This is a genomic window from Trichocoleus desertorum AS-A10, from assembly GCF_039962155.1.
Taxonomy (GTDB): domain Bacteria; phylum Cyanobacteriota; class Cyanobacteriia; order FACHB-46; family FACHB-46; genus Trichocoleus.
This window is the reverse complement of the sequence record NZ_JAMPKN010000004.1, coordinates 113,784-137,218: the sequence shown is the minus strand read 5'-3', so window position 1 is coordinate 137,218 and position 23,435 is coordinate 113,784. Positions and strand designations below refer to the sequence as shown.

Genomic DNA, 23,435 nt, shown 5'->3' with positions numbered 1-23,435 from the left:
TTGTAGGTCGGTGAGGCGATCGCAGCAATTCTAGTCAACTTTGTTCTGTGTGATAGCCCTGGTGGCATCTGTCAGGATAAAATGCGATCTGGCTTTGCTCCAGTTTTAACGATTTATTGATTCAGAACCCAGCCCATGATCAACGAAGTTTTCATGCCTGCCCTCAGTTCTACGATGACTGAAGGAAAAATTGTTTCCTGGACCAAGTCGCCAGGTGACAAAGTTGAGAGAGGCGAAACCGTCTTAGTTGTCGAATCCGACAAGGCAGACATGGATGTGGAGTCCTTCTATGAAGGCTATCTCGCTGTGATCATGGTGCCTGCGGGTGAGAGCGCTCCGGTGGGACAAACGATCGCCTTCATTGCCGAGACAGAAGCTGAAATTGAGGCAGCGAAACAGAAAGCAGGGGGTCAATCATCTACAACCACGACAAACCCTGCGGCTGTGTCTGCGCCTGCGGATGCCTCAACTCAATCTCGCCAAGCAGCGATCGCGACAGAAGCTACAGTTGCAACCGCCACCAACGGTAACGGCTCCAGCGTTAGCAGTAGCCGCACCATTGTTTCTCCTCGTGCTCGCAAACTGGCAAAAGACTTAAAAGTGGATCTCGCCGGATTAAAGGGCAGTGGCCCTCACGGTCGGATTGTGGCTCAAGATGTGGAAGCGGCTGCGGGTAAATCTCAACCTCCTGTTTCTGGTGGGGGCACAGTTCCACCTTCTCCAGATAGGCTCGTAGATCCAGTTCCTCCAGGTGTAGGTTCTAAGCCTAAGTCTGTTCCAATTTCTCCACCTGCCCCTGTAGTTCCCGGTCAAGTAGTACCGCTGACCACGTTGCAGAACGCGGTCGTCCGTAACATGATGGTGAGCCTCAGCATCCCCACCTACCATGTTGGCTACACAATTACCACCGACAACCTAGACAAGCTTTATAAGCAAGTGAAGTCCAAGGGTGTCACTATGTCGGCTCTGCTCGCCAAAGCAGTTGCGGTGACGCTGCAAAAGCATCCGCTGTTGAATGCTAGCTATACCGAGCAAGGCATCAGCTATCCTTCTGCGATCAATATCTCTGTCGCAGTGGCAATGGAAGATGGTGGCTTGATTACCCCTGTGCTGAAAAATGCCGATCAAGCGGATCTCTACTCGTTGTCTCGTACCTGGAAAGATTTAGTCGATCGCGCCCGTGCCAAGCAACTCCAACCCGATGAGTACAACAGTGGCACCTTCACCATTTCTAACTTGGGCATGTTTGGGGTCGATCGCTTTGATGCGATTCTGCCTCCAGGCCAAGGTTCGATCTTGGCGATCGGGGCCTCTAGACCTCAAATGGTAGCAACCGATGATGGCTTGTTCGGCGTGAAGCGGCAGATGCAAGTGAATATCACCTGCGATCACCGCATCATTTACGGCGCTCATGCGGCTGCTTTCTTGAAAGACTTGGCAACCTTGATTGAGACCAATACTCAGTCGTTGACGCTGTAGGGTCCGCCTAAGTAGGGTACCTCTTGTAGATACCCCTACGCGGTAAAAAAGGCGATCGCTTTTCCAGTTGAAGGGGCGATCGCCTTTTTTGTGGCATGTGTGTTCTCAACTATGAACTGGCGATTCGTAAAGATTGAGCGATCGCTAACAATTCGTCTGGTTGACTAATCAAGAAATCAGGATTTTGTCTCGCTAAGGCTTGTCTAGAATTAAATCCCCAACTCACAGCCACGGACTTGATTTTGACTTGTTTGGCTGCTTCAATATCTCGCGTTTCGTCACCCACATAGATGACAGTATTGGGGTTAATTTGTTTTTGTAATAGCAGCCGACTTAAAACCTTATTTTTGCCGAACAAGCTGCTTCCTGAATGCACGAAATCAAATAGCTCATATAAGCCGTGATACTTCAAGAAGGTTAGAACGTTACTCTCAGCATTAGAGGTAACGATGCCGAGCTGATTTCCATCTTGCTTCAAGGCCCATAAAGCTTCTTGAATACCGTGAATTGGTTTTAGATAAGGGATTTCTTGTTTTAGCTCGTTTTTAACTCGACGCATTAAAAAAGGCAGCTTTAAGAGCGGAATTTTTGAATATCTAATAATTTCTTGAGAACTTAAGTTCTGAAGTTTTTTGACTTCTTCAGAATTGACAGTTTTATAACCAAATTCTATGGCTAGGCGATTAGTGATTGCCACGATCGCCTCTAGTGTATCGGCCAAAGTTCCATCGAAATCGAAAATAATCACTGACACAGCTACAAATACAAAAATAACTATTAATGCATGAACCAAGATCACAGCCGTAGTCTAACTCAAATTGGGTGTGGGATTGAGGGGGCGATCGCCAATCTCTCATTTCCAAAACGATGAGTCAGAGAAGCAGCCTGAGCAATGCCTTCTCTAGTATTCTGATGAAGGAGCTGAGTAACATTTATCTAAGGCGGTAGATTAGCAATTCTTGCCTATTCCGCCGTTAGCTCCAGTGATGCCTAACTGTTTACTAAGAGAGCAACCGTGAAAGCAATTTTGATGACAGCCCCTGGAAGCCCGGAGGTCTTGCAACTTCAGGAAGTGCCTGATTTGGCAATTCAAAAACCCACCGAGCTATTAGTGCGGCTCAAAGCTGCTGGCATCAACCCAATCGACACCAAATTGCGACAACGAGGCACGTTTTTCCCAGACCAAATGCCCGCAATTTTGGGATGCGATGGCGCTGGAGTGGTTGAGGCTGTGGGTGCAGAAGTCCAACGGTTTCAGGTGGGCGATGAAGTGTACTTCTGCAACGGCGGCTTGGGTGGGCATCCGGGCAACTATGCGGAGTTTGCAACGATTGATGAAAAATTTGCGGCTCGCAAGCCTGCCTCACTCAGTTTTGAAGAAGCAGCGGCGGCTCCTTTGGTACTACTTACGGCTTGGGAAGCATTGTTCGATCGCTGCAATTTGCAACCCGATCAGCGGGTACTGGTGCATGCAGGTGCAGGCGGTGTTGGCCATGTGGCGGTACAACTGGCAGCCATCAAGGGGGCACGAGTTTGCAGCACGGTGGGTACAGAAGAAAAAGCTCGCTTGGTGCGTCAGTTGGGAGCTGAGTTAGCAATTTTGTACCAACAGACTGACTTTGTCCAAGCGGTGATGGATTGGACCGAGGGCGAAGGGGTAGACATTGCCTTTGATACCGTGGGCGGCAGCAACTTCTTCAAATCCCTAGAGGCAGTCAAGGTATATGGGGAAGCCGTGACGATTCTAGATTTTGACACTGCCAACGCCAACTGGAAGACGGCTAGAATGCGTAATTTGCGGGTCAGTCAGGAATTGATGCTGACTCCGATGCTGCAAGGGTTAGTAGCAGCTCAGCAGCATCAGGCTGAAATTCTAGAAGCCTGTGCAACTTTATTTGATGAAGGCAAGCTGAAAATTCATTTGCAACAAACTTTGCCCTTGGCTGAAGCGGCTACGGCTCACCGTTTGCTGGAAGCTGGCTCCATGACGGGCAAATTAGTTTTGGTGATTTAGCCTAGCCGAGAGCTGTAAATTGGGGTCATAATTCTTGCGCTGGCTATTTGGGGATTGCTGGGAGCATCGTTCTGAAAGGGCGATCGCCTCCCGATTCATTCGTAAAATCATTCGCTTATTGCTGCTGTGCGGTCTGTTGCTAGGCCTGCTATGGCCACAGCCAAGTTGGGCCGCTGCCCCACCAGAACGCACCCTCCTAACCTTAGATCTGTTGCAGGAACGGTTGCGATCGCCAGCACAGAGTGAGGGGATTCGCACGATTGATCTGCGCCGCCTCGACATTGATCTGCGACCAGAAAATGCCGCATTTCGCGATCAGTTCTACCGTTTGTTGCAAACTCAGTTGCAGCGGGCAGGATCGCCTTTAGGGTTGGATCTGAGCTATTCGGTGATTCAAGGAGAGTTTGCGGGCAACCAGTTGGGCTTGAGAGCGCCGATGTATGGGCAGGCGTTGTCTCCCATCTTTACAACAGCCGAGCAAGAGCAGTTGCGGCGCGATCGCCGTCGTTTATCTCGATTGAGTGAACTGTCGCGATCGCTCATCACCACTCCCAACGTAGGTACTCAAGCCTTAGCTCCTCTACAAATTGCTGTGTTTCGCGGCCCGCTGAAACTGTCTCAGACTCGCTTTGTAGGAGCGGCGAACTTTAGCAATACGTTCTTTCTGAATCGGGTGGAAGCTCAGGGGACTTGGTTTGGTCAAGAATCTGATTGGTCGGGCACCCGCTTCAGCCAACCCAGCAGTTTCGCCGGAACGACTTTTAATCAAGAAGCTCGATTTCGCAGCAGTATCTTCTTCGATCGCGCAGGGTTTAATCAGTCGCAGTTTCAGGGACTCGTTAACTTCCAAAGCAGTGAATTTCAGGGCACAGCCAACTTTAGCCAAGCCATGTTTCGGCAATTTGCCAATTTCAGTCGGGTGCAGTGGCAAGGGAATGCAGACTTGGCCCAAACCCATTGGCAAGAAGCAGCTCAGTTTAATAAAAGTCGATTCGTGCAGTCTTGCTTTCTGACGGAAGCGGAGTTTGAGCAACCTGTGAGCTTCCGGGAAGTGCAATTTAGTCGTCCTGTAAATCTGCGAGGAGCCAGCATTCTGGAGCAAGCCGACTTTAGCGATGTGGGCTTTAGTAAAGCGGCTTACCTGAATGTGCCAGGGTTAAAGTTTGATGCTGACCATGCCAAGTTTCTCGGTAATCCGGGCCAGATTGGGCGATCGCTTTCGGTTCCAGTGTTGCAAGGCAATGAAAGCTTGCTGCGGAATTTGGTGCGGAACTTTCGCCAGCTAGAGCAAATTAGTGACGCCAATCAGATTGAATACAAAACCGAATCTTTGCGACTGCAAGAACTACGGCAACGACTTTTAGGGACGAATATCAACACTGCCTCTGTGCCCCGTCTGGTCAAGATTGGTTTTTCTGCGGCTCAAGCAGAAGCGATCGTCCAACGCCGAGTCGAGCAACCCTTTCGCTCCTTGACCGAACTGCTCACCCTCAACAGCATTGACCTGGCTGACTATATCAAGATTCGCGATCGCGCCATAGCCGCCGATTCTCGCAACTGTGTGGGGTGGGTGTTAGATGGATTGCACTGGCTCTGCCTTAGCCTGCTGTTGCTGCTGAGCCGATATGGCACCAATTTCTGGTTGGTGTTTGGCGTAGAGATTGTGGCGATCGCTTACTTTGGCGTGCTGTTTTGGCTGATCGATCGCCTACGTCGCTTACGACCCAAGCCCATTGTGCCGACTCTCTACGAAACGATCGCGGTGCTGAGTAGCTTCAGTGTGTTGTCCTTAGGCGGGCTGGTAACGATTTTTCAAACCTCCGATCGCCCTTGGCTCACCTTAGCTTGCCTCGCCGTGGTGATTGTGCCAATTCCTCTTTTGCTCTTGGGTCGGCTGTACCAGCAGGGTCGCTACCACAACTTAATGGATGTCAGCTATTTTGTCGAAGAAGGTAGCTTGCGGCAATTGCGCCTCCTAATTGGACGGATGCCAATCATGCCCCGCTTCCCGTTGTTCCAGGAGCGCTACGTGCCGCTACTCTGGGATCGCCGCTGGAATTGGCTCAACTACTACGACTTCAGCTTCAACAACCTGCTGCGCTTTGGCTTTAATGACATTCGTCTGCGCGATCGCGATATGCCTGGTTTAATTACCACCCTCGTTTGGTATCAGTGGAGCCTAGGCATCCTCTTCATTGCCTTGCTGCTTTGGACCCTGTCGCGTACTATTCCAGGGCTAAACCTATTGATTTACTTCAAGTAGCAAGAATCTGTAGTACCTACCATACTTGTACTTAGCATCAAATATTACCTTAGTGTGATTGTTTCCTAGACAAATCACGAATAAGCTTTATAAAAATGCGGCACTAAGCATAAGCGACAAACGTCAACTTACAAAGTTAGTAGTTCGATGTGCTCTAGCTTTGACTAATTTTTTTCATTAATCTCCGTTAAACATAAGTAACTTTAGCAACATCGCTGAGTTTCGTGCTAAATCAGGCGTGCATCTTCAGAGTGGAAAGATTTCATCCAAAACTTTCTACCACCATGACTCCAACTCCCTTAGAAGCAATTTCCGTAGCAATTATTGCCTCACCTCTTAGCTGTTTTTATAACAACTCCGAGCCATAGATGAAGACAATCGAAGAAATCAAGCTTCAAGCGGAATTGCCTGTTCTAGTAACTGATGAGCAGGGACTAATCATTTACGCAAACGAGCCTTTTAGAGCGGTTTTTGGCTGGGATGACGACGAAGTGTTAGGGCACACACTGGAAGTAATAATTCCAAGAAGCTTCCACGATTCCCACCACCTGGGCTTTTCGCGCTTTGCCATGACTGAACAGTCAAAAGTTCTCAACCACCCGTTGAAACTAAAAGCAGTCAAAAAAGATGGCACAGAGATTGAGGCTGAGCATTTTATTACGGCTGAAAAATTAGCAGGAAATTGGTTTTTTGCAGCCATACTTCGTCCCTTGGATGCCTAATTACCTCATTGCTGAATTCCAAGGATACAGATGGTGGCTAACTCAACTGACCTAGTCAGCAAATTGCGCACAACTCTGGGAAAGATGGAGGTGGCGCTGGGAGCAATTACAGAAGCGATCGCCTGGACTGATGAACTAGGAAGAGTTCAGTGGTCTAACACCGCATTCGATCACCTAATTGCCAAAAATCGATTTGAAATTTTAGGCACCAAGCTAATCAATTTGTTGCCTTTAATCCAAAATGGCGAACCTGTTTCTGTGGCGGCCCATCCAGTCACAATGGCCTTCAAACGTCAGAGAGATTCGACTGCCTGTTATGAATTTCGACAGGATAATACCACGTTAGTTATAGAAATTTCTTGTACTTGTATTCATCTCAAAGACGCAGACAATGGTGTTGTAGTCGCGATTCGCAATATTACGCAACGCCAACAAGCAGAAGCACTCTCAAAGCGACACCAAGAACAATTACAAGACTTGATAGAAGAGCGAACAGCAACCTTGTCGTTTATTAACAACCAACTGCAACAGGAAGTTTGCGATCGCCAGTACACAGAAGCAGTCTTACGCGAAAGTGAGGCTAAAAATCGCGCCTTGGCAGAAGCTGCTACCCTCCAAGCGCAACAACTCAGCCAAACCCTGCTGGAACTGAAGCAAACCCAAACACAGCTTGTTCAAAGTGCCAAAATGTCCAGCTTGGGCCAAATGGTGGCTGGCATCGCTCACGAAATTAACAATCCCGTCAACTTCATCTACGGCAACTTAACTTACACCGATCAATACACGCAGAACTTGTTGGCTTTGCTGCAACTTTATCAGCAAGCTTATCCTCAACCTAACTCCAAGATTATCGAGTTTAGTGAAGCGATCGAACTCGATTTTTTAATCAACGATCTGCCGAGAATCTTAGCTTCGATGCAGATTGGGGCCGAACGGATTCGGGAAATTGTTTTGTCACTGCGGACGTTTGCGCGACTGGATGAAGCGGAACGCAAAGCTGTGGATATTCATGCTGGAATCGACAGTACTTTGTTGATTTTGGAAAATCGGCTGAAGTCCAAGGGACGCGATCCAGAAATTACCGTAGTTAAAAAATATGGCGAATTGCCTGAGGTGGAGTGCTACGCCAGCCAACTCAACCAAGTATTTATGAATGTGCTCAGTAATGCGATCGATGCTTTAGAAGAGCAACCCGAACCGCGAGTCATCACGATCAAAACCTCAGTAGTAAACTCAACGGTTGCACCTGACAAGACTCAACCGTTGGGCGACCAGAGCGATCGCGTGATTATCCAAATTCATGACAACGGCCCAGGTATCCCAGAAGCAGTGCAGGCAAAACTATTTGAGCCATTCTTTACCACTAAACCCACGCAACAAGGGACTGGCTTAGGGTTAGCCATCAGCTACCAAATTATTGTAGATAAACACAAAGGAACGCTCCGATGTACTTCAGCACCGGAGCAAGGCACAGAGTTTTGGATCGAAATTCCGCTTCAGGACGTGGCTGCGGATGCCTAAAGCTTGGCTTCGAGAGACTTCAAGTACTCAGTATTGACTCCCGACTCGCGAGTTAAGGCAATTTTTCCGGTGCGGGCAATTTCGCGAATGCCAAATTTGTTCAACACTTGCACGATCGCCACCATTTTGCCCGGATCGCCCACAACTTCTAGAGTGATGGCATCTTCCGCCACATCTACCACCCGCGCCCGGAAGATTTGCGCCAGTTCCACAATCTCCGAACGATTGGAGCTAACCGCGTTCACCTTCAGCAGCATCAGCTCTCGTTCGACACAGGGCACTTCGGTAATATCCTGCACCTTGATGACATTGATCAGCTTGTAGAGCTGCTTGGTAAGCTGCTCAATGCTGTTGTCATCACCCGGAACCACCATCGTAATTCGAGAGACTCCCATCTGCTCGGCTGGGCCTACGGCTAAGCTTTCAATGTTAAAACCCCGACGGGCAAACAGACCAGCAATGCGGGTTAGAACTCCCGCTTCATCTTCAACCAGAACAGAAAGGGTATGTTTCATCGCAGTAATTGTCTAACCAAAATGCTGGTAGCAACAGCACAGTAGACCGCCATTTTATCGCGCTCTCTCTCGATTGGAAAACTATTAATTCATCAAATTAGATTTGTGAGGTTGTGCTGCACAGGCTTTGCCACCCAACTAGCAACTCGATGCCTAGATTTGCAAGGCTATCTTGAGCTGATGAAACTTGCCCAACCAGCGGGGATTTCTGACCGGAGCAACTAACTATGTCTCTGTCAATAGGGTTAGCGCTGCTCCTTGCTGACCTCTTTTCCTGGGCAGATGCTTGACTGGCCTGAAATGTTTTTAATCAAGTTAAGTAAAGATTGATTCGGAGCAAGATTATGGGTTGGTTACAAAGACTGTTTGGCGTTAAGAAGCCTCAAAATCCTCAGCAGGCAATTAATGCAACTCCTGCACCCCAAGCAGCGCCCCAAAGCGCACCCGCAGGACAATCCTACGCTGCCCCTTCTGCAACTGAAGCAACTCCCCCAGAGCGAGTGGGCCTAAATGGTGAGTACGACCAGAGTGGTCTAGCAAAGCGTGTCGCTCTAGCATTTGACGAAGATGACCAGTTGGATGACATTGAGACGCTGTATGTGGCTCAGACTGGCGGCACTGTCGTACTGAAGGGCAAAGTACCCAGCCAAGATATTCTCAACAGAATGGTTTCAGTCGCTAGAAACGTTAGCGGTGCGACTGGCGTAGAAACCGACCAAGTCACGATAGGCTAAGTCATGGTAGCGTGACAAATTCAAAATTTATCCTGTACTGCTGTTTGATTTTATCTCTCCTAATTTTGATCTCTACTGAATCCAGTAGAGATTTTTTTATGAGCCGTTACTCCTCAACAGCAACTGGTAGCGGTGAAAATCCAGCCGTTTTAGCTGCACTCCAAGAATCAATCCACTCCAGAATCGCCTGATTCACTGCTTCGGGACATTCATCGTGCAGGCAATGACCAGCGTTGTCTACTTCGACAAACTTAAGGTTGGGGTTGTAGCTGATGAACTGCCGCGCCAAGCTATAAGGAATCATCCGGTCCTGCTTCCCCCACATCAGCAGCATGGGAATTTGCAGGGTTGGCAGCATAGATTTGACGCTAGGGCCAAATTTGGTGCTGGTCATGGCTTTGAGGATGGCACAAAATGCTTGAGCAGAGCCTCGGTCTTGGGCAGGTCCAGTCAAAATATCTACGAGTTCATCGGTAACAGCTTCTGGGTTGGCGTAGGCAATTTTGGCCCAGGGCTTTACGACTTGAGGCCGACGCACCACTCGAAATATGGTTTTGAGCAATAGCGGGGAGGCAAATAGACCTTCGAGAGTGGCGATCGCGGGTCGGAGAAATTGAGGAATCGCTTCTTCGCGGGCAGAAGGATCGGGCAAGCTGAGCATGGCAATCCCCGCGACCATATCGGGGTGAGCCGCTGCTGCTGCCATACAAATCAGCGAGCCAATGGAGTTACCCACTAACACCACAGGCTGGCGAATAAAGGTTTTCCAGAAGTCATAAACTTGCTCGACCCAAAAAGCTGCGTTGTAGTTAGCCACTGCTTTCTCGGAAGCTCCAAACCCCAACATATCGAGCGCATAAACAGTGTGGAATTGGCTCAGCACTTCTAGATTCTGCCGCCAGTGCCCAATTGACGCGCCAAACCCATGCAGCAAAATTAGGGGCGTATTGCTAGTGGCTCCCTGGGCCGCTCGCATGTAAGTGTAGCGAGTTTGCCACCCCCGCCAAACCCAATCTCGCTGATTGCCAACCCGCTGATGCCAAGGCAAAGAAGTGACCACGCTGACCTCAATAGTTGCTCCTAAAGCCTATGCTAAGCCAAAAATTTTGTTGCTTGGGTGCGTGAGGGGAAAGGGGAGGGGCGATCGCGTCACGCATTCATCCAGCAGGTTCTAGTTTGAAATTTTAACGATCCTGGCAAACCTGATGTAGTAATCGATAGGATTAAGTACCTCGATAGGTAGCCGCGTTAAATGTTCATCCTACTTAAGTACTAATATGAAGGAAGTTAGCCTAGATGCTATTTCCAAACATTAGACAAGAAATCAAATCTGGATACATAATATAGATAGAAAAAGTGTTGATTTTTTGGAGGTTTTTCACTTTTTCCTTAAGCATAATTGGTAATATTTCAGTCATCTAAAACTAATTGATGGCAAGACACGTAACAACTGATTGCTTTTCATGTAATTGTTAAATTTAACGTATTAAGCAGCAAAATTTAATACCTAATAAATTAGCTTGTATTCGCCAGGGCAAGACAACTCAATACTAGTAATACGAAAAAACATGGAACTTCACGCATACACTAGAACGATTTCAGATCTTTTCTCCGTAAAAAGAAAATATGTTGTCCCTCGCTTCCAGCGCGCTTACTCTTGGTCAAAAGAGCAAGTTAAAGAATTATGGGACGATATCATAACTAATATCCAGATAAATTCTGAACAAGATATAAGTCATGAAGAGTATTTTATTGGTGCTCTTGTACTTGTTGGTGATGACAAGTCAAATGTTCTACAGATTGTAGATGGGCAACAAAGGCTCACAACGATTACCATTCTCCTCTCTGTTTTATGTGAAAGATTCAAGGAACTAAAGAAAGAGAACCTCGCAGAAGCAATTTTTAAGAATTATATAGAGGGTCAAGATGATGATGGAAAGAATTACTTTAAATTAGACAATGAAACTCCAAAACCTTTTTTTCAAAAAAGCATTCAATATATTAACAAGGAACAATCTGATCCACAAAGTGATGAAGAGAAAACTTTGTTGTCTTCATATCAGGATTTTTATAGCTTCACGGCCAGAGAGAATCTTGCAAGCCGCTTTCACATAGGAAAAAAAGTTAGTGATGAAAAGTATGAGATTCTGCTTAGAGCGATTCGTGACCAAGTAGTAAAGTATCTAAAGGTAATTTTTATAACTGTTACGGAAGAAGAGGAAGCATACACAATTTTTGAAACTCTCAATGCCAGAGGGATGAATCTTAGCTTTGTAGATCTCATTAAGAACAAACTCTTTAAAGAGCTAAATGATACTCATCCAGATGATGATGCGAAAACAACCTGGAAAAATATTAGATTGGTTATATCATCTAGAGATAGCGTAGGCAGTCTAGAAACATTTGTTCGTCACTGGTGGATATCAAAATATTCTTATGTGGGTGAGGAAAATATTTATAAAAGCTTTAAGAAGCTTTGGATGGAAAATAAAATTAATGCAAAAGAATTCATAAAGGAGCTTTATTCAGATGCCAGAACATATGTAAAAATCGCCTCTCCCATTCAAGAGGACTTCAAGCAGCAAGAGGAGAAGCCTATATACAATGCTCTAAGCGCATTCAAAATATTCAATATTACTCAGCAAAGGCCATTTCTACTGAGCTTATTTAAAGCCAGAGAAAGGAGGATTGTCAAACCTGATGACCAAAAAGAAATTATGCTATTTCTTGAACGGTTTCATTTTATGTTTAATGCAGTATGTTCCCTAAGACCTTCTGGTATTGAGGGGAGTTATTCTCGTGCAGCAAGAGATCTTCAAAACGCTTCAGATAAGCGAAGAGCAAAAGAGATACTCAATGTACTTAAAGATAGCCTCACAACAAGAATACCTGATGAAACAACATTTATAGATAAATTTAAAGAACTAAAGTTTTACAATGGATACACGCGTGACAAGAAACTAATACAGTACATATTCAATAAAATTGAACGAAGTAAATTAGCAACAAATGAACTGGCGCCAGAAAACATTAGCCTTGAGCATATTCTCTGTCAGTCTAATAATGACAAGGAAATTATTGGAAGAATTGGCAACCTTTTGCCCTTAAGTCAAGAGCTTAACGAAAAAGCTAAAGATAGATTGGTTGTCGATAAATTATCTATTTACCAAGAATCACAATATTCCCTACCACGGGAGTTTTCAGCAGAGTATTTAGCCCCGTGGAACTCTAATACAATAGACAAGAGGACAGAAAACCTTGCTAAGCATTGCTATCAGAATATTTGGGAAATCTAATGAATGAAATTTAGTGAAGTATGATTTCTGTAACACAGGGGATTGTTGGTAAGAGAGTAAATAAGGGGGGTTAGACCTCGAAATTTGGGATGCCGTCAGTGCGAGAGCCTCCTAATATTTTTTGGAGTTGACTAACAGAAGATCCTGTTGGATCTGCAAATGTTACTGGCAGCTGTTAACAGGGGAGTTAGCCTGCATTTAGCAATATTTATCTGATAGATAACGACAGTGAGTTGTTTATATCAGCTTCAAATTCGATAACGCCGCGATCGCCTCTAGCGACAATGACTAATTGGCGATCGCTCCTAAAGCAAGATTGCTTTGCTGCACGGGTTTCTACCTAGAATAGAAGTTAGCGCCAATTGGGTAGTCTGGGAGGCAATCTCAATGGTACGAGCATTATCCAAGCCTTTGACCCTAGAGGAGTTTCTGCAACAGCCTGAAACTAAACCTGCTAGTGAGTATATCGAGGGTCAGATTATTCAAAAACCCATGCCTCAGGGAAAACATAGTTCGATTCAAGGTGAGCTTGTACCTGCGATCAATGCAGTGATTAAACGCCAGCGAGTCGGTCGCGCCTTCCCCGAGTTGCGCTGTACGTTTGGCGATCGCTCAATTGTGCCCGACGTGTCTGTGTTTGAGTGGGTGAGAATTCCCCGTGATCAAGATGGCACAGTTGCCAATCGGGTGCGATCGCACCCGATTGGACAATCGAAATCCTGTCTCCTGATCAGAGCCAAACCAGAGTTACCAAAAACATTTTGCATTGCCTAAAGCATGGTGCTCAGATGGGTTGGTTGATTGACCCCGACGAGCAGACAGTATTTGTCTACCTTCCCGAACAGCGAATTCAGGTCTTTGACGAGAGAGACATCCTGCTTCCTATGCCTAGTTTTGCAGCAGGGCTCAATCTGACTGTAAAAGATTTGTTCGCTTGGTTATTAGATTAAAAATCTATTTCCTGTTTCCTAAAAATGACAGCAGGTTGCTCATATTGGCTGCGAAGCCGAGATACCGCGATCGCCTCACCCATTCCCCAGCAGAACTCAGTTGAAAACTTCAGCAGTCTTACACGTTGATGTCGTAAACAATGAGATTGAAGTGGCTGCATAGGTAGGCATGGATAATGACTAATTTTTCAGGATTAGATGGTAGAGCCGCTGTTGAATTAATAAGCTAGTTGGCTAAGACAATGCCCACGCTTGTCCACATCACAGACGAAAAAAATAGTGCCCGAATCAAAGAGTCTGGCATTGCGCTAGGAAAATATCGTAGCGTCATCTATTTCATGCCTGTTGTACAGGATCACTTTATATCGCATCAGTGGTTACGGGAACTTCGGCGTAGGGGTGCACGGGTATTGGTTGGTGTTTACTTTTGCTTGCCATCAGATGAGCTTGTTTGGGCAGGGAAGTACAGCTCAAAACACCAACGTCTACCCTTAGGGCAAGCCATCCGTGACTTTTCTGCACTTGCAGATCCATTGGGTTATGAGATGTTCATCGAGAGAAAGATCGATGCGGCAGAAATCACCAAGATTCGTCATTTACCTCAAAAAATCGGTTGGCGTTATCAGCCCCACGCTCATAGAAAGCCACCATGCGGATGTCCAGCATGTTTAGACTACGGCTCCTATGGGTCAAGAAAGATTCGTGAGAAATATGATTCTCCGTCTATCCCAGTTCCCTACGAAATACTTAAGGCTAGGATTGCAGAGTCTAGTCAGATAGATGTTTTGTTGGACTGCTTATGGGCGCTGTGCAATAAGCGCCGAACTGCCGACCCTTCCTTTCTTGAGCATCTTCTGACTATTGAGGACACCGAACTTCAGGAAGTGCTGGCTCGCACGCTTGCACATTTTAGACACGAAAAGACGAAACGCATGTTGCTGGGGCTGTGTAAGCATGAGTCTGCTGAAGTCAAGACAGCTGCCACAGAGAGTCTTGTTCAACTCTATCGCCAGGACGCGATCGCCGTGCTAGGCCCATTAGTGGATGATCCAGCAATTTCAATAGCACTGGCTGACAGTTCGCTTGAATTTTTGTGAGGGGTGATTGGCAATCCTAATTGATTCGCACTAATTTGCGAGCGCCTCTCCGCAAACCTGAGTAAACCCATTAGGTGCTGCTTTCGCAAGATCGAGGCAAACCCGCGACTTTACGTAAACGTTTGTTAAGTTTTGTGAAATTTAGTGTTATTCTCTTAACAGATTGCTGAAGCTTCAGCGTGAAACGCTCTGGAGTGCATCTCTTTGTCAGTTGTAAATCTCATCAAGGTTAGGCCCGTACTATGCCGATTACGATTGACTCAGCTCGCGGAATTTTTCCTCAAACTCTATTTGCTGATGCAGTACCAGCTACGATCGCTAGATTCAAACAACTCAACGCCGAAGACCAACTAGCATGGACTTGGTTCGCTTATCTGGAGATGGGCCAGACCATTACCGTTGCCGCTCCTGGCGCTGCCAGTATGCAGTTTGCAGAAGCAACTCTAGAGCAAATTCGAAAAATGACTTTTGCTGAGCAAACGCAAGTCATGTGTGACCTGGCAAACCATGCTGACACCCCAATTTGTCGCACCTACGCTGCTTGGTCTGCAAACATCAAGCTAGGCTTCTGGTACAAGCTTGGGCAATGGATGGATGAGGGAATTGTGGCTCCCATTCCAGCAGGCTATCAACTTTCCGCCAACGCCTCAGCAGTACTGCAAGCGGTTAGAGAACTAGATCAGGGCCAACAAATTACAGTCCTACGCAATTCTGTAGTTGATATGGGGTTTGACCCAGGTAAGTTGGGTGACTACACCAAAGTTACTGAACCTGTTGTTACTCCCAAAGAGATCTCACAGCGTACTCGAGTCACTATTGAAGGGATTGATAACCCGACGGTGCTGAGCTACATGAACAATTTGAATGCCAACGACTTTGGCGCTTTGATTGAGTTGTTCGCACCCGATGGTGCCCTTCAGCCTCCTTTTCAGAGACCCATCGTTGGCAGAGATGGCATCCTGCAATTCTTCAACGAAGAATGTCAAAATCTGAATCTGATTCCAGAGCGAGGCGTTTCTGAACCCGCAGAAGACGGTTACACCCAAGTAAAAGTCACTGGCAAAGTCCAAACTCCTTGGTTTGGTGCCGCTGTGGGCATGAATATGGCTTGGCGATTCTTGATCAATCCTAAAGGCAAGATTTTCTTTGTCGCAATTGATCTGTTGGCTTCTCCTAAAGAATTGCTGAACTTGATTCGCTAAAGAAGTGACCCTGTAGATAAGCTCTGAACGATTGTGAGCGCTCTCCTAAAGGGCGCTCAGCTTTGTCTTGACCAGATGATATTAGAAATAGTGCAAATGAGTGACGTTGAGTGGTCTCAAGTAGAGAAAGAAGTAGCTCAGGAAGCTTTTGAAAGAGCCTACGAACGAGAAATTAATGCTTTGATAACAGAAGTTCGTGAGAGAGCTAGCACGATTACAAAATTGGATGATACTTGGCTGTTACATGATTTCCTAAGTGCAAGAAGACACCAGCTCGATGGCAAGTACGACTATAAATATTCAGTGCTGATCTTTGTGTTTGCTCAGTTGGTTAAGGAGGGTTGGTTGCATCTCAAGGAGCTAGAGGGGCTAGAAAAAGATAAGCTGACCAAAATAGCAGCTCTTACCCGCATGTGAGAAATGCCCTGCCTAAGAACCTACATTGAGGCAAGAGCCATCGCCCAGAAACGATAGCGGGTTACTCATATCTTCTGCAAAGCCAAGGATGCCACGATCGCGATGTTCGTAGAGCAATTCCCCCTGAGCATCAAAGAGAAAAGTACCTCCTCGCTGCGTCATATAAGCGGCATCTGGCACATAAGTTTTCCAGTGGCTCAGCACTTCTGTCATATTTCGCAGGCGCAGGGTAGCCAGCTCGAAGGGGCGTTGAAATCCTGTACCGCCTGCCAGTTTAAAGAATGAACCTTTGAAAGGAGGGAGTGGTTTAGCTTGCACCACTTCCTCATCGGTAATGAGTTGTGGGGCCTGGCGATCGCCCCGATAACCCCGAAACACTTCGGCCAATGTCCCAGGGCTACCAATCCCGGCGCACATCAGCATCAAGTTCATCCAGGCATTCTGAGCCGAGGAGAGACTAGGTACTTTGAGCGAGAGACCCGAGTAGAGGTTGAGTTGGCGGTGCAGTTCTGCGGTGGGATCTACAAATAAGCAGTCAGCGGGAAAACCTGTGAAGTCGCAAAATTTCTGACCAGAAGCGCGATCGCCAATTCCCACGGCTCGAATTGTGATGTTCTGAGCTTGGAGCTGTTCTGCTTCTCGTTGCAGCCACCAGGCATATTCCAAACTGTCAAAGTCTCCCAGTTGCGGCCAGACTAAGACCAACTGTTTGGCAGCATGACAATCGCTGAGAATCGGTGCGCTCGCTCCATCGCTTACCCGCTGCCGTTGAGTTTGCTTGATGATGGCGTAAGCATCCATAAAATTGGTCTGATCAGAGAAGAAAAACTAGAAAAGTATAAATGATTTAGTCAGGTAGTCTAGTTAGGAGTGAGGTGAAGGACGATCGCCTCTTCTGAAGCTAGAGCCATCAAGAAAGCTAATTAGGGTCATCACAGGGACTGAGCAGTCTTGCTTAGAGTTGGGGCTGATCTTCCCCTACAATACAATCAGCGAAGCGTGGGATCGCAGGTAGATCAGGGGTATAAGGATCAACGCGATCGCTAGCTTGGTAGGGAATAAAAAATTCAGTTAATTAGGTCAGATAAGGTGTCGGCTATGAGCACAACAGAGACTTCCAGCGCTAGCAAGAGCAAAGCTAAGAGTGATCAACCAGCAACTTTGGAACTTGCTGACAAGAAAAAAACGGGTAGTGTGACTAAGGCTAAAACCTCAGGATTGGCGCTGCAAACCTATCATCCTAGCCCTTTGCCCAATAACCGCCCCATTGGGCCCAGCACTCTAAGAGTGGCCCATGTAGGTTCTTTGCCAGGTGGCCGTCCGATTTTTGAAAGTGACCTGCAAATTGTAGAGTTTGGCGGACTCCATCAAGATCGCCCCATTTTTGCTAGCACCTTAGAGGTTGCCGACTCCGACTCTCTCCCCAATCACCGACCGATTGCAGTTAGCAAATTGGAAATTTCAGCGTTAGATTCCCTCCCCAACCATCGCCCCATTATGGTGAGCCAATATGAAGGAGAGGAAGACTCAATGGGTTTTATCGATTAAACTCGTGACAGCAAGTTTGTGTTCCAGACAGTTCCGCAGGGGTTATTGGTTGAGCCTCCTGCGGAATTTTTTATGGCCTTAACAACCGATCGGGCACCAGTAAGAATAGTCGTCTGTAATCTCGCCTTCTGAAACCCGCATCCCCAGGCCTCCAGCCACGAGGCGATCGCGGCCATCGTTGTAGAGCCACGCGCCCCAAACGGCAGTCATTAACTCGTCAGCAATAGTTAGTTGGGGAAACTCTAGGAGTTCTTGGTAGACGTAGGGCTGCTCGGTGTACCAAGGGTCGTTGTTGTGGCTGCGGTTGGCGATCGCCCCTGCTTCAACGGCAAATCCCCCTTCCCCTTGGCGGCCCAAAATTGGCTTAGCAAAGTAGTTGCTGCCCAGCGACTCAGTGGTTAAGGAAGTTTTGGGGAAATAGTCGATTACAGCGGCAGCGTCGCGATCGTCAAAGAATTCTGATCCTAAATCGTTTACCAGGGCAAAAACACTTTTGGGTTGCAGCAGAAACGCTGAAGCAAAGTTTACAATCACGACTTTGCGCTCCAGAATTAGCTGCTCCAAGGCAGGCCAGAGGCGCTCTCCTGCTTCGTCGGTATCGTGAATCGCCCACTCGACCGGATACCACATAAACAGAATGTCAACGCGCTCTCCAGTCCGTTCGTGGAAGAGGCGATCGCCGTTTTGAATTCGCAGAAACTCCAACGGAAACACAGTGCTCTTACCAGAATAATGCTGGCTCAGCCATTGCATAGTGCCGACATCTTCAGGGTTGTTGAGAGCGGTAAAAGCAACATGACAATCTGAGAGGGGTTTCTTGAGATAAGCTGCGGCTCGCTTGAGGTGTTGATTTAAGCTGGCACGAAGCAAATTTTGGGCACCGGGAACGGGGTCTTGCAAGCCAAAATGCTGGGCGACATGGCCATTGCCTTCGGTACATTCAAACCAAAAGCTGGGAGTTTGTGGATTAGTTTCGACGACTTTTTTCAGGCTAACAGCGGGGTTCCAGCACCAGTCCAGCCGCATGCAGAGGGGAGGCAGCGGATCGTACTTGACTAAGCGAATGGTTTCGACTGGGAAGCCATAGTCGAGCAATGTGTCACCATCCAACTGCCGAATCACGGACCACATTTTCATGAATACTCGACCCACGGCTTCCGAGGCTTGTTGCATCTCCCGCACGAAGTCAGGTGAAACTGGGTGGCAGTGGTAGAGCGCGTAAGGCACTTGCTCAGAGGCGATCGGCAAACCTGTTTCGCCATCAATCGGGCACAGGTTATACCAATTGAGCCGCATCGACTTAAACAAGTAATCGCGTTCTGGGCTGTCGAAAATCTTGCTATTCATAGCTGCCTAGCCCATACCGCCCCAACGGCCAAAGCTACCAAATCCACCTCGGCCACTGCTGGAACTAGATTGGCTACTGGTGCCGACACTTGAGCCTTTGCTGCCAGTGGTGGCAGGCACTTGCCGTAAGGTGCTACCAGAACCGGAAGTATAAACTCCCGAGCCACCGCCGACATAGGTTCGGCTACTACTTCCTGAAGAGTTGGTGCATTCGCGGTTAGCTTGCCTCACGGCAGGGTCATTGCAGTTGAGATTGGTGGTGCTAGGATTCGTCGTGCAAGCGGCTAAGAATGATGCCATCAAGGACGACATCATCAAGAGAGTAATTAGTTGTAATAAGCTAGGCTTCAATTTCATGCCAGTGTCCCATCGGACTAAGTGAGAAAAAGCTACAAGATTTGCGTGCAAGTTTACGGAATGAGGAATTCCTGAGGTTGTCAGTGTTTCTCCTGGTTGTGGGCGATCGCGTTTCTAAAATTCCCAGGATGGAAAAGAAATGACTCCTGAGTTAACAGCAGCATTACAATTTATCGAAAAGATTGAGCGAGCCAATGCAGACCAGTCTGTCTATGAGATTGCTAACAAACTGCGCGGTTACACCAAGCCTAGCTACACCACGCCGATGTGGAGTACAGCCACAGGCTATAAACAGCCCTATGTGGAAGGTGAGTTTAAGGGCAAGCTGAATCAAGAACTACTGCTCAGTGGCGAGAAAACGGACTTTGGGCATTTTGTGGCGGCACTTTCGGATCAAATGAATCAACCGGGAGTGCGTTGGTCCGATTTAACCAGTTGGACGGCAGACCATACCTCTTGGGCGGGCGACATTGGTTCTGCGATCGCCACCTTTCATGCCCAGGGCAGCAACCCCAAAATTCCTACAGTCTTGGAGGCTCTGAATCGCTATGCCTCAGATTCAGACTACGCAGCGAATATTGCGGCTTATATGGTTGGAGTGATGCTGAATTCTGGTAAACAAGCTTTAATTTCTCAAGCGATCGCTCAGTATGATGCTCAACCTTATGCCGAGAACGTTAGATGGTATCTGCGAGAACGGTTTAAGGGAGCGATCACCAACAATCAACTGCAAAATCCGGCAGAAGTGGAAGCAGAAATCCGCCGTGCGATCTCAACTTATATTCGCCTGTCACCTGATTCGGGTTTGTTTAAATCGGTCAAAAATTTATTGAAGTTGGACCCACAAATACAACGCGAAGATTTTCAGCACCCAAACGCAACTGAGTTATTGCAAGGGTCACTGCACTTTCTGACGTATCTAGTCAAGAAATCTGGACTAGAACCCCTTAAATTCAAACCTTATCAATTGCCCAAGGTGCCTTGGTTGGGAACAGTCAGTTATGAAGTGAAAGTACCATTTGTTTGAGCGATCGCCATACATTGTCTTAGCGGCTTGGCGGTGCATCATGGCAGAATTTAGTAGTGTTAAGCATCTGTTCTGATTAATTTATTTAGTCTGCCCTTCATGACTGCAACTATCCCGACCCTCGCCAGCCAGTACGACCCCTCCACAACTGAATCTAAGTGGCAAACAGCTTGGGAGCAAAACCAAGTCTTTAAGGCTGACCCCAATCATGGTGGAGAGCCTTACTGCGTGGTGATTCCGCCACCCAACGTCACGGGTAGCTTGCACATGGGGCACGCCTTCGAGAGTTCCCTGATTGATACTTTAGTGCGCTATCACCGCATGTTAGGCCGCAATACGCTCTGGTTGCCTGGAACTGACCACGCCAGTATTGCCGTGCAGACGATTCTAGACAGGCAGCTCAAGGCAGAAGGTAAAACTCGCTACGACCTAGGCCGTGAGCAGTTTCTAGAGCGGGCCTGGCAGTGGAAAGCTGAGTCTGGCGGCACGATCGTTAACCAGTTGCGGCGCTTGGGAGTTTCGGTCGATTGGTCACGGGAACGCTTCACAATGGACGAAGGGCTGTCTCGTGCAGTACTAACTGCTTTCGTGCAGCTTTACGAAGAAGGGCTAATTTATCGCGGTCAGTATTTGGTCAACTGGTGCCCTGCTACTCAGTCAGCGGTGTCTGACTTGGAAGTAGAACCCCAAGAAGTTAATGGACATCTGTGGCACTTCCGCTATCCGCTCTCCGACGGTTCTGGTTATGTGGAAGTGGCAACAACTCGTCCAGAGACAATGCTGGGTGATACAGCGGTGGCGGTGAATCCCAATGACGATCGCTACAAGCATCTGATTGGCAAAACCCTCACCCTGCCGATCATGAATCGAGAAATTCCGATCATTGGCGATGAGTACGTTGATGCCAGCTTTGGGACAGGTTGCGTCAAAGTTACTCCTGCCCACGACCCCAACGACTTTGAGATGGGCAAGCGGCACAACCTGCCTTTCATCAACATCATGAATAAAGATGGCTCGATGAATGAGAATACGGGGCCATTCCAAGGTCAGGATCGCTTCGTGGCTCGTAAGAATGTGGTCGCGCGTCTAGAAGAATTAGAGGTGCTTGTCAAGATTGAGGACTACAAGCACTCCGTCCCCTACAGCGATCGCGGCAAAGTTCCGGTAGAGCCGTTGCTCTCAACTCAGTGGTTCATCAAAATCAAGCCGATGTCTGAGCGGGCGCTGGAGTTTCTTGACCAAAAGCAAGAGCCAGTCTTTGTACCCGATCGCTGGACGAAAGTGTATCGCGATTGGTTGGTGAGCTTGCGCGACTGGTGTATCTCACGGCAACTTTGGTGGGGGCATCAAATCCCTGCTTGGTACGCAGTGAGTGAAACCAATGGCGAGATTATGGACAACACGCCCTTTGTGGTTGCCCATAGCGAAGCAGAAGCGAGAGAAAAGGCGATCGCGAAATTTGGCGCGGATGTCCAACTAGCACAAGATCCGGATGTGCTAGATACTTGGTTCTCGTCGGGTCTGTGGCCGTTCTCCACATTGGGTTGGCCCGAACAGACCGCAGATTTGCAACGCTACTATCCCACCACCACGTTGGTGACTGGGTTCGACATTATCTTCTTCTGGGTGGCCCGGATGACGATGATGGCTGGACACTTCACCGGACAAATGCCGTTTGAGACCGTTTACATCCACGGTTTGGTGCGGGATGAAAACAATAAGAAGATGTCGAAGTCAGCCAACAACGGCATCGACCCCCTGTTGCTAATTAACAAATACGGCACCGATGCCCTACGTTACACGTTAATTAGGGAGGTCGTAGGTGCAGGCCAAGATATCCGTTTGGAGTACAACCGCAAAACCGATGAATCCGCCTCGGTAGAAGCGTCTCGCAACTTCACCAATAAGCTGTGGAATGCCTCCCGGTTCGTGATGATGAACCTGGAAGGTCAAACCCCGCAACAGTTAGGAGTTCCGGCTGAGAATTTGGAATTGAGCGATCGCTGGATTCTCTCTCGCTTCTATCAAGTCGTGCAGCAAACCCGTAATGACATCGATAACTTCGGGTTAGGCGAAGCAGCCAAGGGCTTGTATGAGTTCACCTGGGGCGACTTCTGTGACTGGTACATCGAATTGGTGAAGCCTCGCTTGCAAGGAGAGAATGCGACCTCCCGCAAAGCGGCTCAGCAAACCTTAGCTTATGTGTTGGAAGGCATCCTCAAACTGTTCCATCCTTTTATGCCGCACATCACTGAGGAGATCTGGCACACCCTGACTCAAGCAGGTGAAGACCAGTACTTGGCGGTGCAAGCGTATCCAGAAGTTGACACCAACCAGATTGATGCTGAACTAGAGCACCAGTTTGATCTGTTGATCGGCACCATTCGCACCATCCGTAATTTGCGAGCAGAAGCCGATGTCAAGCCAGGAGCAAAGGTGCAGACTATTCTGCAAAGTGAGAGCGATCGCGAACGCCAAATCCTTGATGGGGGTCAAGCCTACATCCAAAACCTCGCCAAAGTAGAAACCCTTAGCATTGTGGAGAAACTGGAATCAGCTCCTGAGGCGATCGCAGGTGTGGTTGGAACTGTGCAAGTTCTGGTGCTGCTTGCAGGTGTAGTAGATGTGGCTGCATTGAAGGCCAAGCTGGAGAAAGACCTAAAGAAAGTAGAAGCCGAGATCGCCGCACTATCTGGTCGTCTCAGCAACTCTAAATTTGTGGATAAAGCTCCTGCCGATGTTGTCCAAAGTGCGCGGGATGCACTAGCCGAAGCCGAGAAACAAGCCGAGATCCTCAAAGCTCGATTGTCTCAAGTAAGTTAACCTCTCCCCAAACCCCTCTCCTACAAGGAGAGGGGCTTTGAATATTTCTCCCCTTCCCACCCCTTTGGGGAAGCAAGCTACAGCACGGAAGGGGCTGGGGGTTAGGTTTCATTCCGATTCCCG

Annotated in this window: 21 protein-coding genes; 15 read left to right on the top strand and 6 right to left on the bottom strand. The window is 47.8% G+C overall.

Going from position 1 to position 23,435, the window contains the following annotated elements; genetic code table 11:
- Positions 1-135: 135 nt before the first annotated feature.
- On the top strand, positions 136-1,479 hold the full coding sequence (locus tag NDA01_RS09105; RefSeq protein ID WP_348227701.1) for a dihydrolipoamide acetyltransferase family protein: 1,344 nt from the start codon (positions 136-138) through the stop codon (positions 1,477-1,479).
- 109 nt (positions 1,480-1,588) lie between these two features.
- On the opposite strand, the gene NDA01_RS09100 is transcribed toward NDA01_RS09105, so the two are convergent.
- The gene (locus NDA01_RS09100) at positions 1,589-2,233 is read right to left on the bottom strand and encodes an HAD-IA family hydrolase (protein ID WP_348227700.1); all 645 of its coding nucleotides are present in this window, start codon (positions 2,231-2,233) and stop codon (positions 1,589-1,591) included.
- Positions 2,234-2,494: 261 nt separating this feature from the next.
- Between NDA01_RS09100 and NDA01_RS09095 the strand changes: the two genes are divergently transcribed.
- The 4 genes from NDA01_RS09095 to NDA01_RS09080 all read left to right on the top strand — a co-directional run bounded on the left by NDA01_RS09095 (position 2,495) and on the right by NDA01_RS09080 (position 7,999).
- Positions 2,495-3,493, top strand: a complete 999-nt coding sequence (locus NDA01_RS09095) for a zinc-dependent alcohol dehydrogenase family protein (RefSeq protein ID WP_348227699.1) — start codon at positions 2,495-2,497, stop codon at positions 3,491-3,493.
- Between the two features lie 34 nt (positions 3,494-3,527).
- Positions 3,528-5,756 (top strand): pentapeptide repeat-containing protein, encoded by a 2,229-nt coding sequence (locus NDA01_RS09090; RefSeq protein ID WP_431193354.1) that lies wholly within the window; start codon positions 3,528-3,530, stop codon positions 5,754-5,756.
- Positions 5,757-6,124: 368 nt separating this feature from the next.
- On the top strand, positions 6,125-6,478 hold the full coding sequence (locus tag NDA01_RS09085; RefSeq protein WP_348227698.1) for a PAS domain S-box protein: 354 nt from the start codon (positions 6,125-6,127) through the stop codon (positions 6,476-6,478).
- Positions 6,479-6,562: 84 nt separating this feature from the next.
- Positions 6,563-7,999 carry a PAS domain-containing sensor histidine kinase gene (locus NDA01_RS09080; RefSeq protein ID WP_348227697.1) on the top strand — a complete coding sequence of 479 codons (1,437 nt, stop codon included), beginning with the start codon at positions 6,563-6,565 and terminating at the stop codon, positions 7,997-7,999.
- Here the strand turns inward: NDA01_RS09080 and ilvN are convergent.
- On the bottom strand, positions 7,996-8,514 hold the full coding sequence (gene ilvN / locus NDA01_RS09075; protein ID WP_190435859.1) for an acetolactate synthase small subunit: 519 nt from the start codon (positions 8,512-8,514) through the stop codon (positions 7,996-7,998). The two genes, NDA01_RS09080 and ilvN, sit on opposite strands and share 4 nt — an antisense overlap.
- Positions 8,515-8,858: 344 nt before the next feature.
- Here ilvN and NDA01_RS09070 point away from each other — a divergent pair, with 344 nt between their 5' ends.
- Positions 8,859-9,248 carry a BON domain-containing protein gene (locus NDA01_RS09070; RefSeq protein ID WP_190435863.1) on the top strand — a complete coding sequence of 130 codons (390 nt, stop codon included), beginning with the start codon at positions 8,859-8,861 and terminating at the stop codon, positions 9,246-9,248.
- A 106-nt stretch (positions 9,249-9,354) separates the two neighbouring features.
- Here the strand turns inward: NDA01_RS09070 and NDA01_RS09065 are convergent, their stop codons facing one another.
- Positions 9,355-10,308 carry an alpha/beta fold hydrolase gene (locus NDA01_RS09065; protein WP_348227696.1) on the bottom strand — a complete coding sequence of 318 codons (954 nt, stop codon included), beginning with the start codon at positions 10,306-10,308 and terminating at the stop codon, positions 9,355-9,357.
- Positions 10,309-10,816: 508 nt separating this feature from the next.
- Between NDA01_RS09065 and NDA01_RS09060 the strand changes: the two genes are divergently transcribed.
- The 6 genes from NDA01_RS09060 (at position 10,817) to NDA01_RS09040 (ending at position 16,210) form a co-directional block, all read left to right on the top strand.
- A complete protein-coding gene (locus NDA01_RS09060; protein ID WP_348227695.1) occupies positions 10,817-12,544 on the top strand; it encodes a DUF262 domain-containing protein in 1,728 nt (575 codons plus the stop codon).
- Positions 12,545-12,931: 387 nt separating this feature from the next.
- Positions 12,932-13,318 (top strand): Uma2 family endonuclease, encoded by a 387-nt coding sequence (locus tag NDA01_RS09055; protein ID WP_431193353.1) that lies wholly within the window; start codon positions 12,932-12,934, stop codon positions 13,316-13,318.
- On the top strand, positions 13,237-13,494 hold the full coding sequence (locus tag NDA01_RS31875) for a Uma2 family endonuclease (RefSeq protein ID WP_431193359.1): 258 nt from the start codon (positions 13,237-13,239) through the stop codon (positions 13,492-13,494). Before NDA01_RS09055 ends, NDA01_RS31875 begins: the two co-directional genes overlap by 82 nt.
- A 242-nt stretch (positions 13,495-13,736) precedes the next feature.
- Positions 13,737-14,591 (top strand): HEAT repeat domain-containing protein, encoded by an 855-nt coding sequence (locus NDA01_RS09050; protein ID WP_348227694.1) that lies wholly within the window; start codon positions 13,737-13,739, stop codon positions 14,589-14,591.
- A 242-nt stretch (positions 14,592-14,833) separates the two neighbouring features.
- Entirely contained in the window at positions 14,834-15,793 is a 960-nt protein-coding gene (locus tag NDA01_RS09045; RefSeq protein ID WP_348227693.1) for an orange carotenoid-binding protein, read from the top strand.
- Positions 15,794-15,889: 96 nt separating this feature from the next.
- Positions 15,890-16,210 carry a hypothetical protein gene (locus NDA01_RS09040; RefSeq protein ID WP_199295655.1) on the top strand — a complete coding sequence of 107 codons (321 nt, stop codon included), beginning with the start codon at positions 15,890-15,892 and terminating at the stop codon, positions 16,208-16,210.
- Between the two features lie 12 nt (positions 16,211-16,222).
- On the opposite strand, the gene NDA01_RS09035 is transcribed toward NDA01_RS09040, so the two are convergent.
- On the bottom strand, positions 16,223-17,011 hold the full coding sequence (locus NDA01_RS09035; protein WP_348227692.1) for a peroxiredoxin-like family protein: 789 nt from the start codon (positions 17,009-17,011) through the stop codon (positions 16,223-16,225).
- 297 nt (positions 17,012-17,308) lie between these two features.
- On the opposite strand from NDA01_RS09035, the gene NDA01_RS09030 reads away from it, so the two are divergent.
- Positions 17,309-17,758, top strand: coding sequence for a hypothetical protein (locus NDA01_RS09030; RefSeq protein ID WP_190435882.1), 450 nt, complete (start codon positions 17,309-17,311; stop codon positions 17,756-17,758).
- A 78-nt stretch (positions 17,759-17,836) separates the two neighbouring features.
- On the opposite strand, the gene NDA01_RS09025 is transcribed toward NDA01_RS09030, so the two are convergent.
- A complete protein-coding gene (locus NDA01_RS09025) occupies positions 17,837-19,105 on the bottom strand; it encodes a glutathionylspermidine synthase family protein (RefSeq protein WP_348227691.1) in 1,269 nt (422 codons plus the stop codon).
- Between the two features lie 6 nt (positions 19,106-19,111).
- The gene (locus NDA01_RS09020; RefSeq protein ID WP_348227690.1) at positions 19,112-19,462 is read right to left on the bottom strand and encodes a hypothetical protein; all 351 of its coding nucleotides are present in this window, start codon (positions 19,460-19,462) and stop codon (positions 19,112-19,114) included.
- Between the two features lie 139 nt (positions 19,463-19,601).
- On the opposite strand from NDA01_RS09020, the gene NDA01_RS09015 reads away from it, so the two are divergent.
- Together NDA01_RS09015 and NDA01_RS09010 are read left to right on the top strand one after the other, a co-directional pair.
- The gene (locus NDA01_RS09015; protein WP_348227689.1) at positions 19,602-20,489 is read left to right on the top strand and encodes a hypothetical protein; all 888 of its coding nucleotides are present in this window, start codon (positions 19,602-19,604) and stop codon (positions 20,487-20,489) included.
- Positions 20,490-20,588: 99 nt separating this feature from the next.
- Entirely contained in the window at positions 20,589-23,312 is a 2,724-nt protein-coding gene (locus NDA01_RS09010) for a valine--tRNA ligase (RefSeq protein WP_348227688.1), read from the top strand.
- The last annotated feature ends 123 nt before the right edge of the window (positions 23,313-23,435 follow it).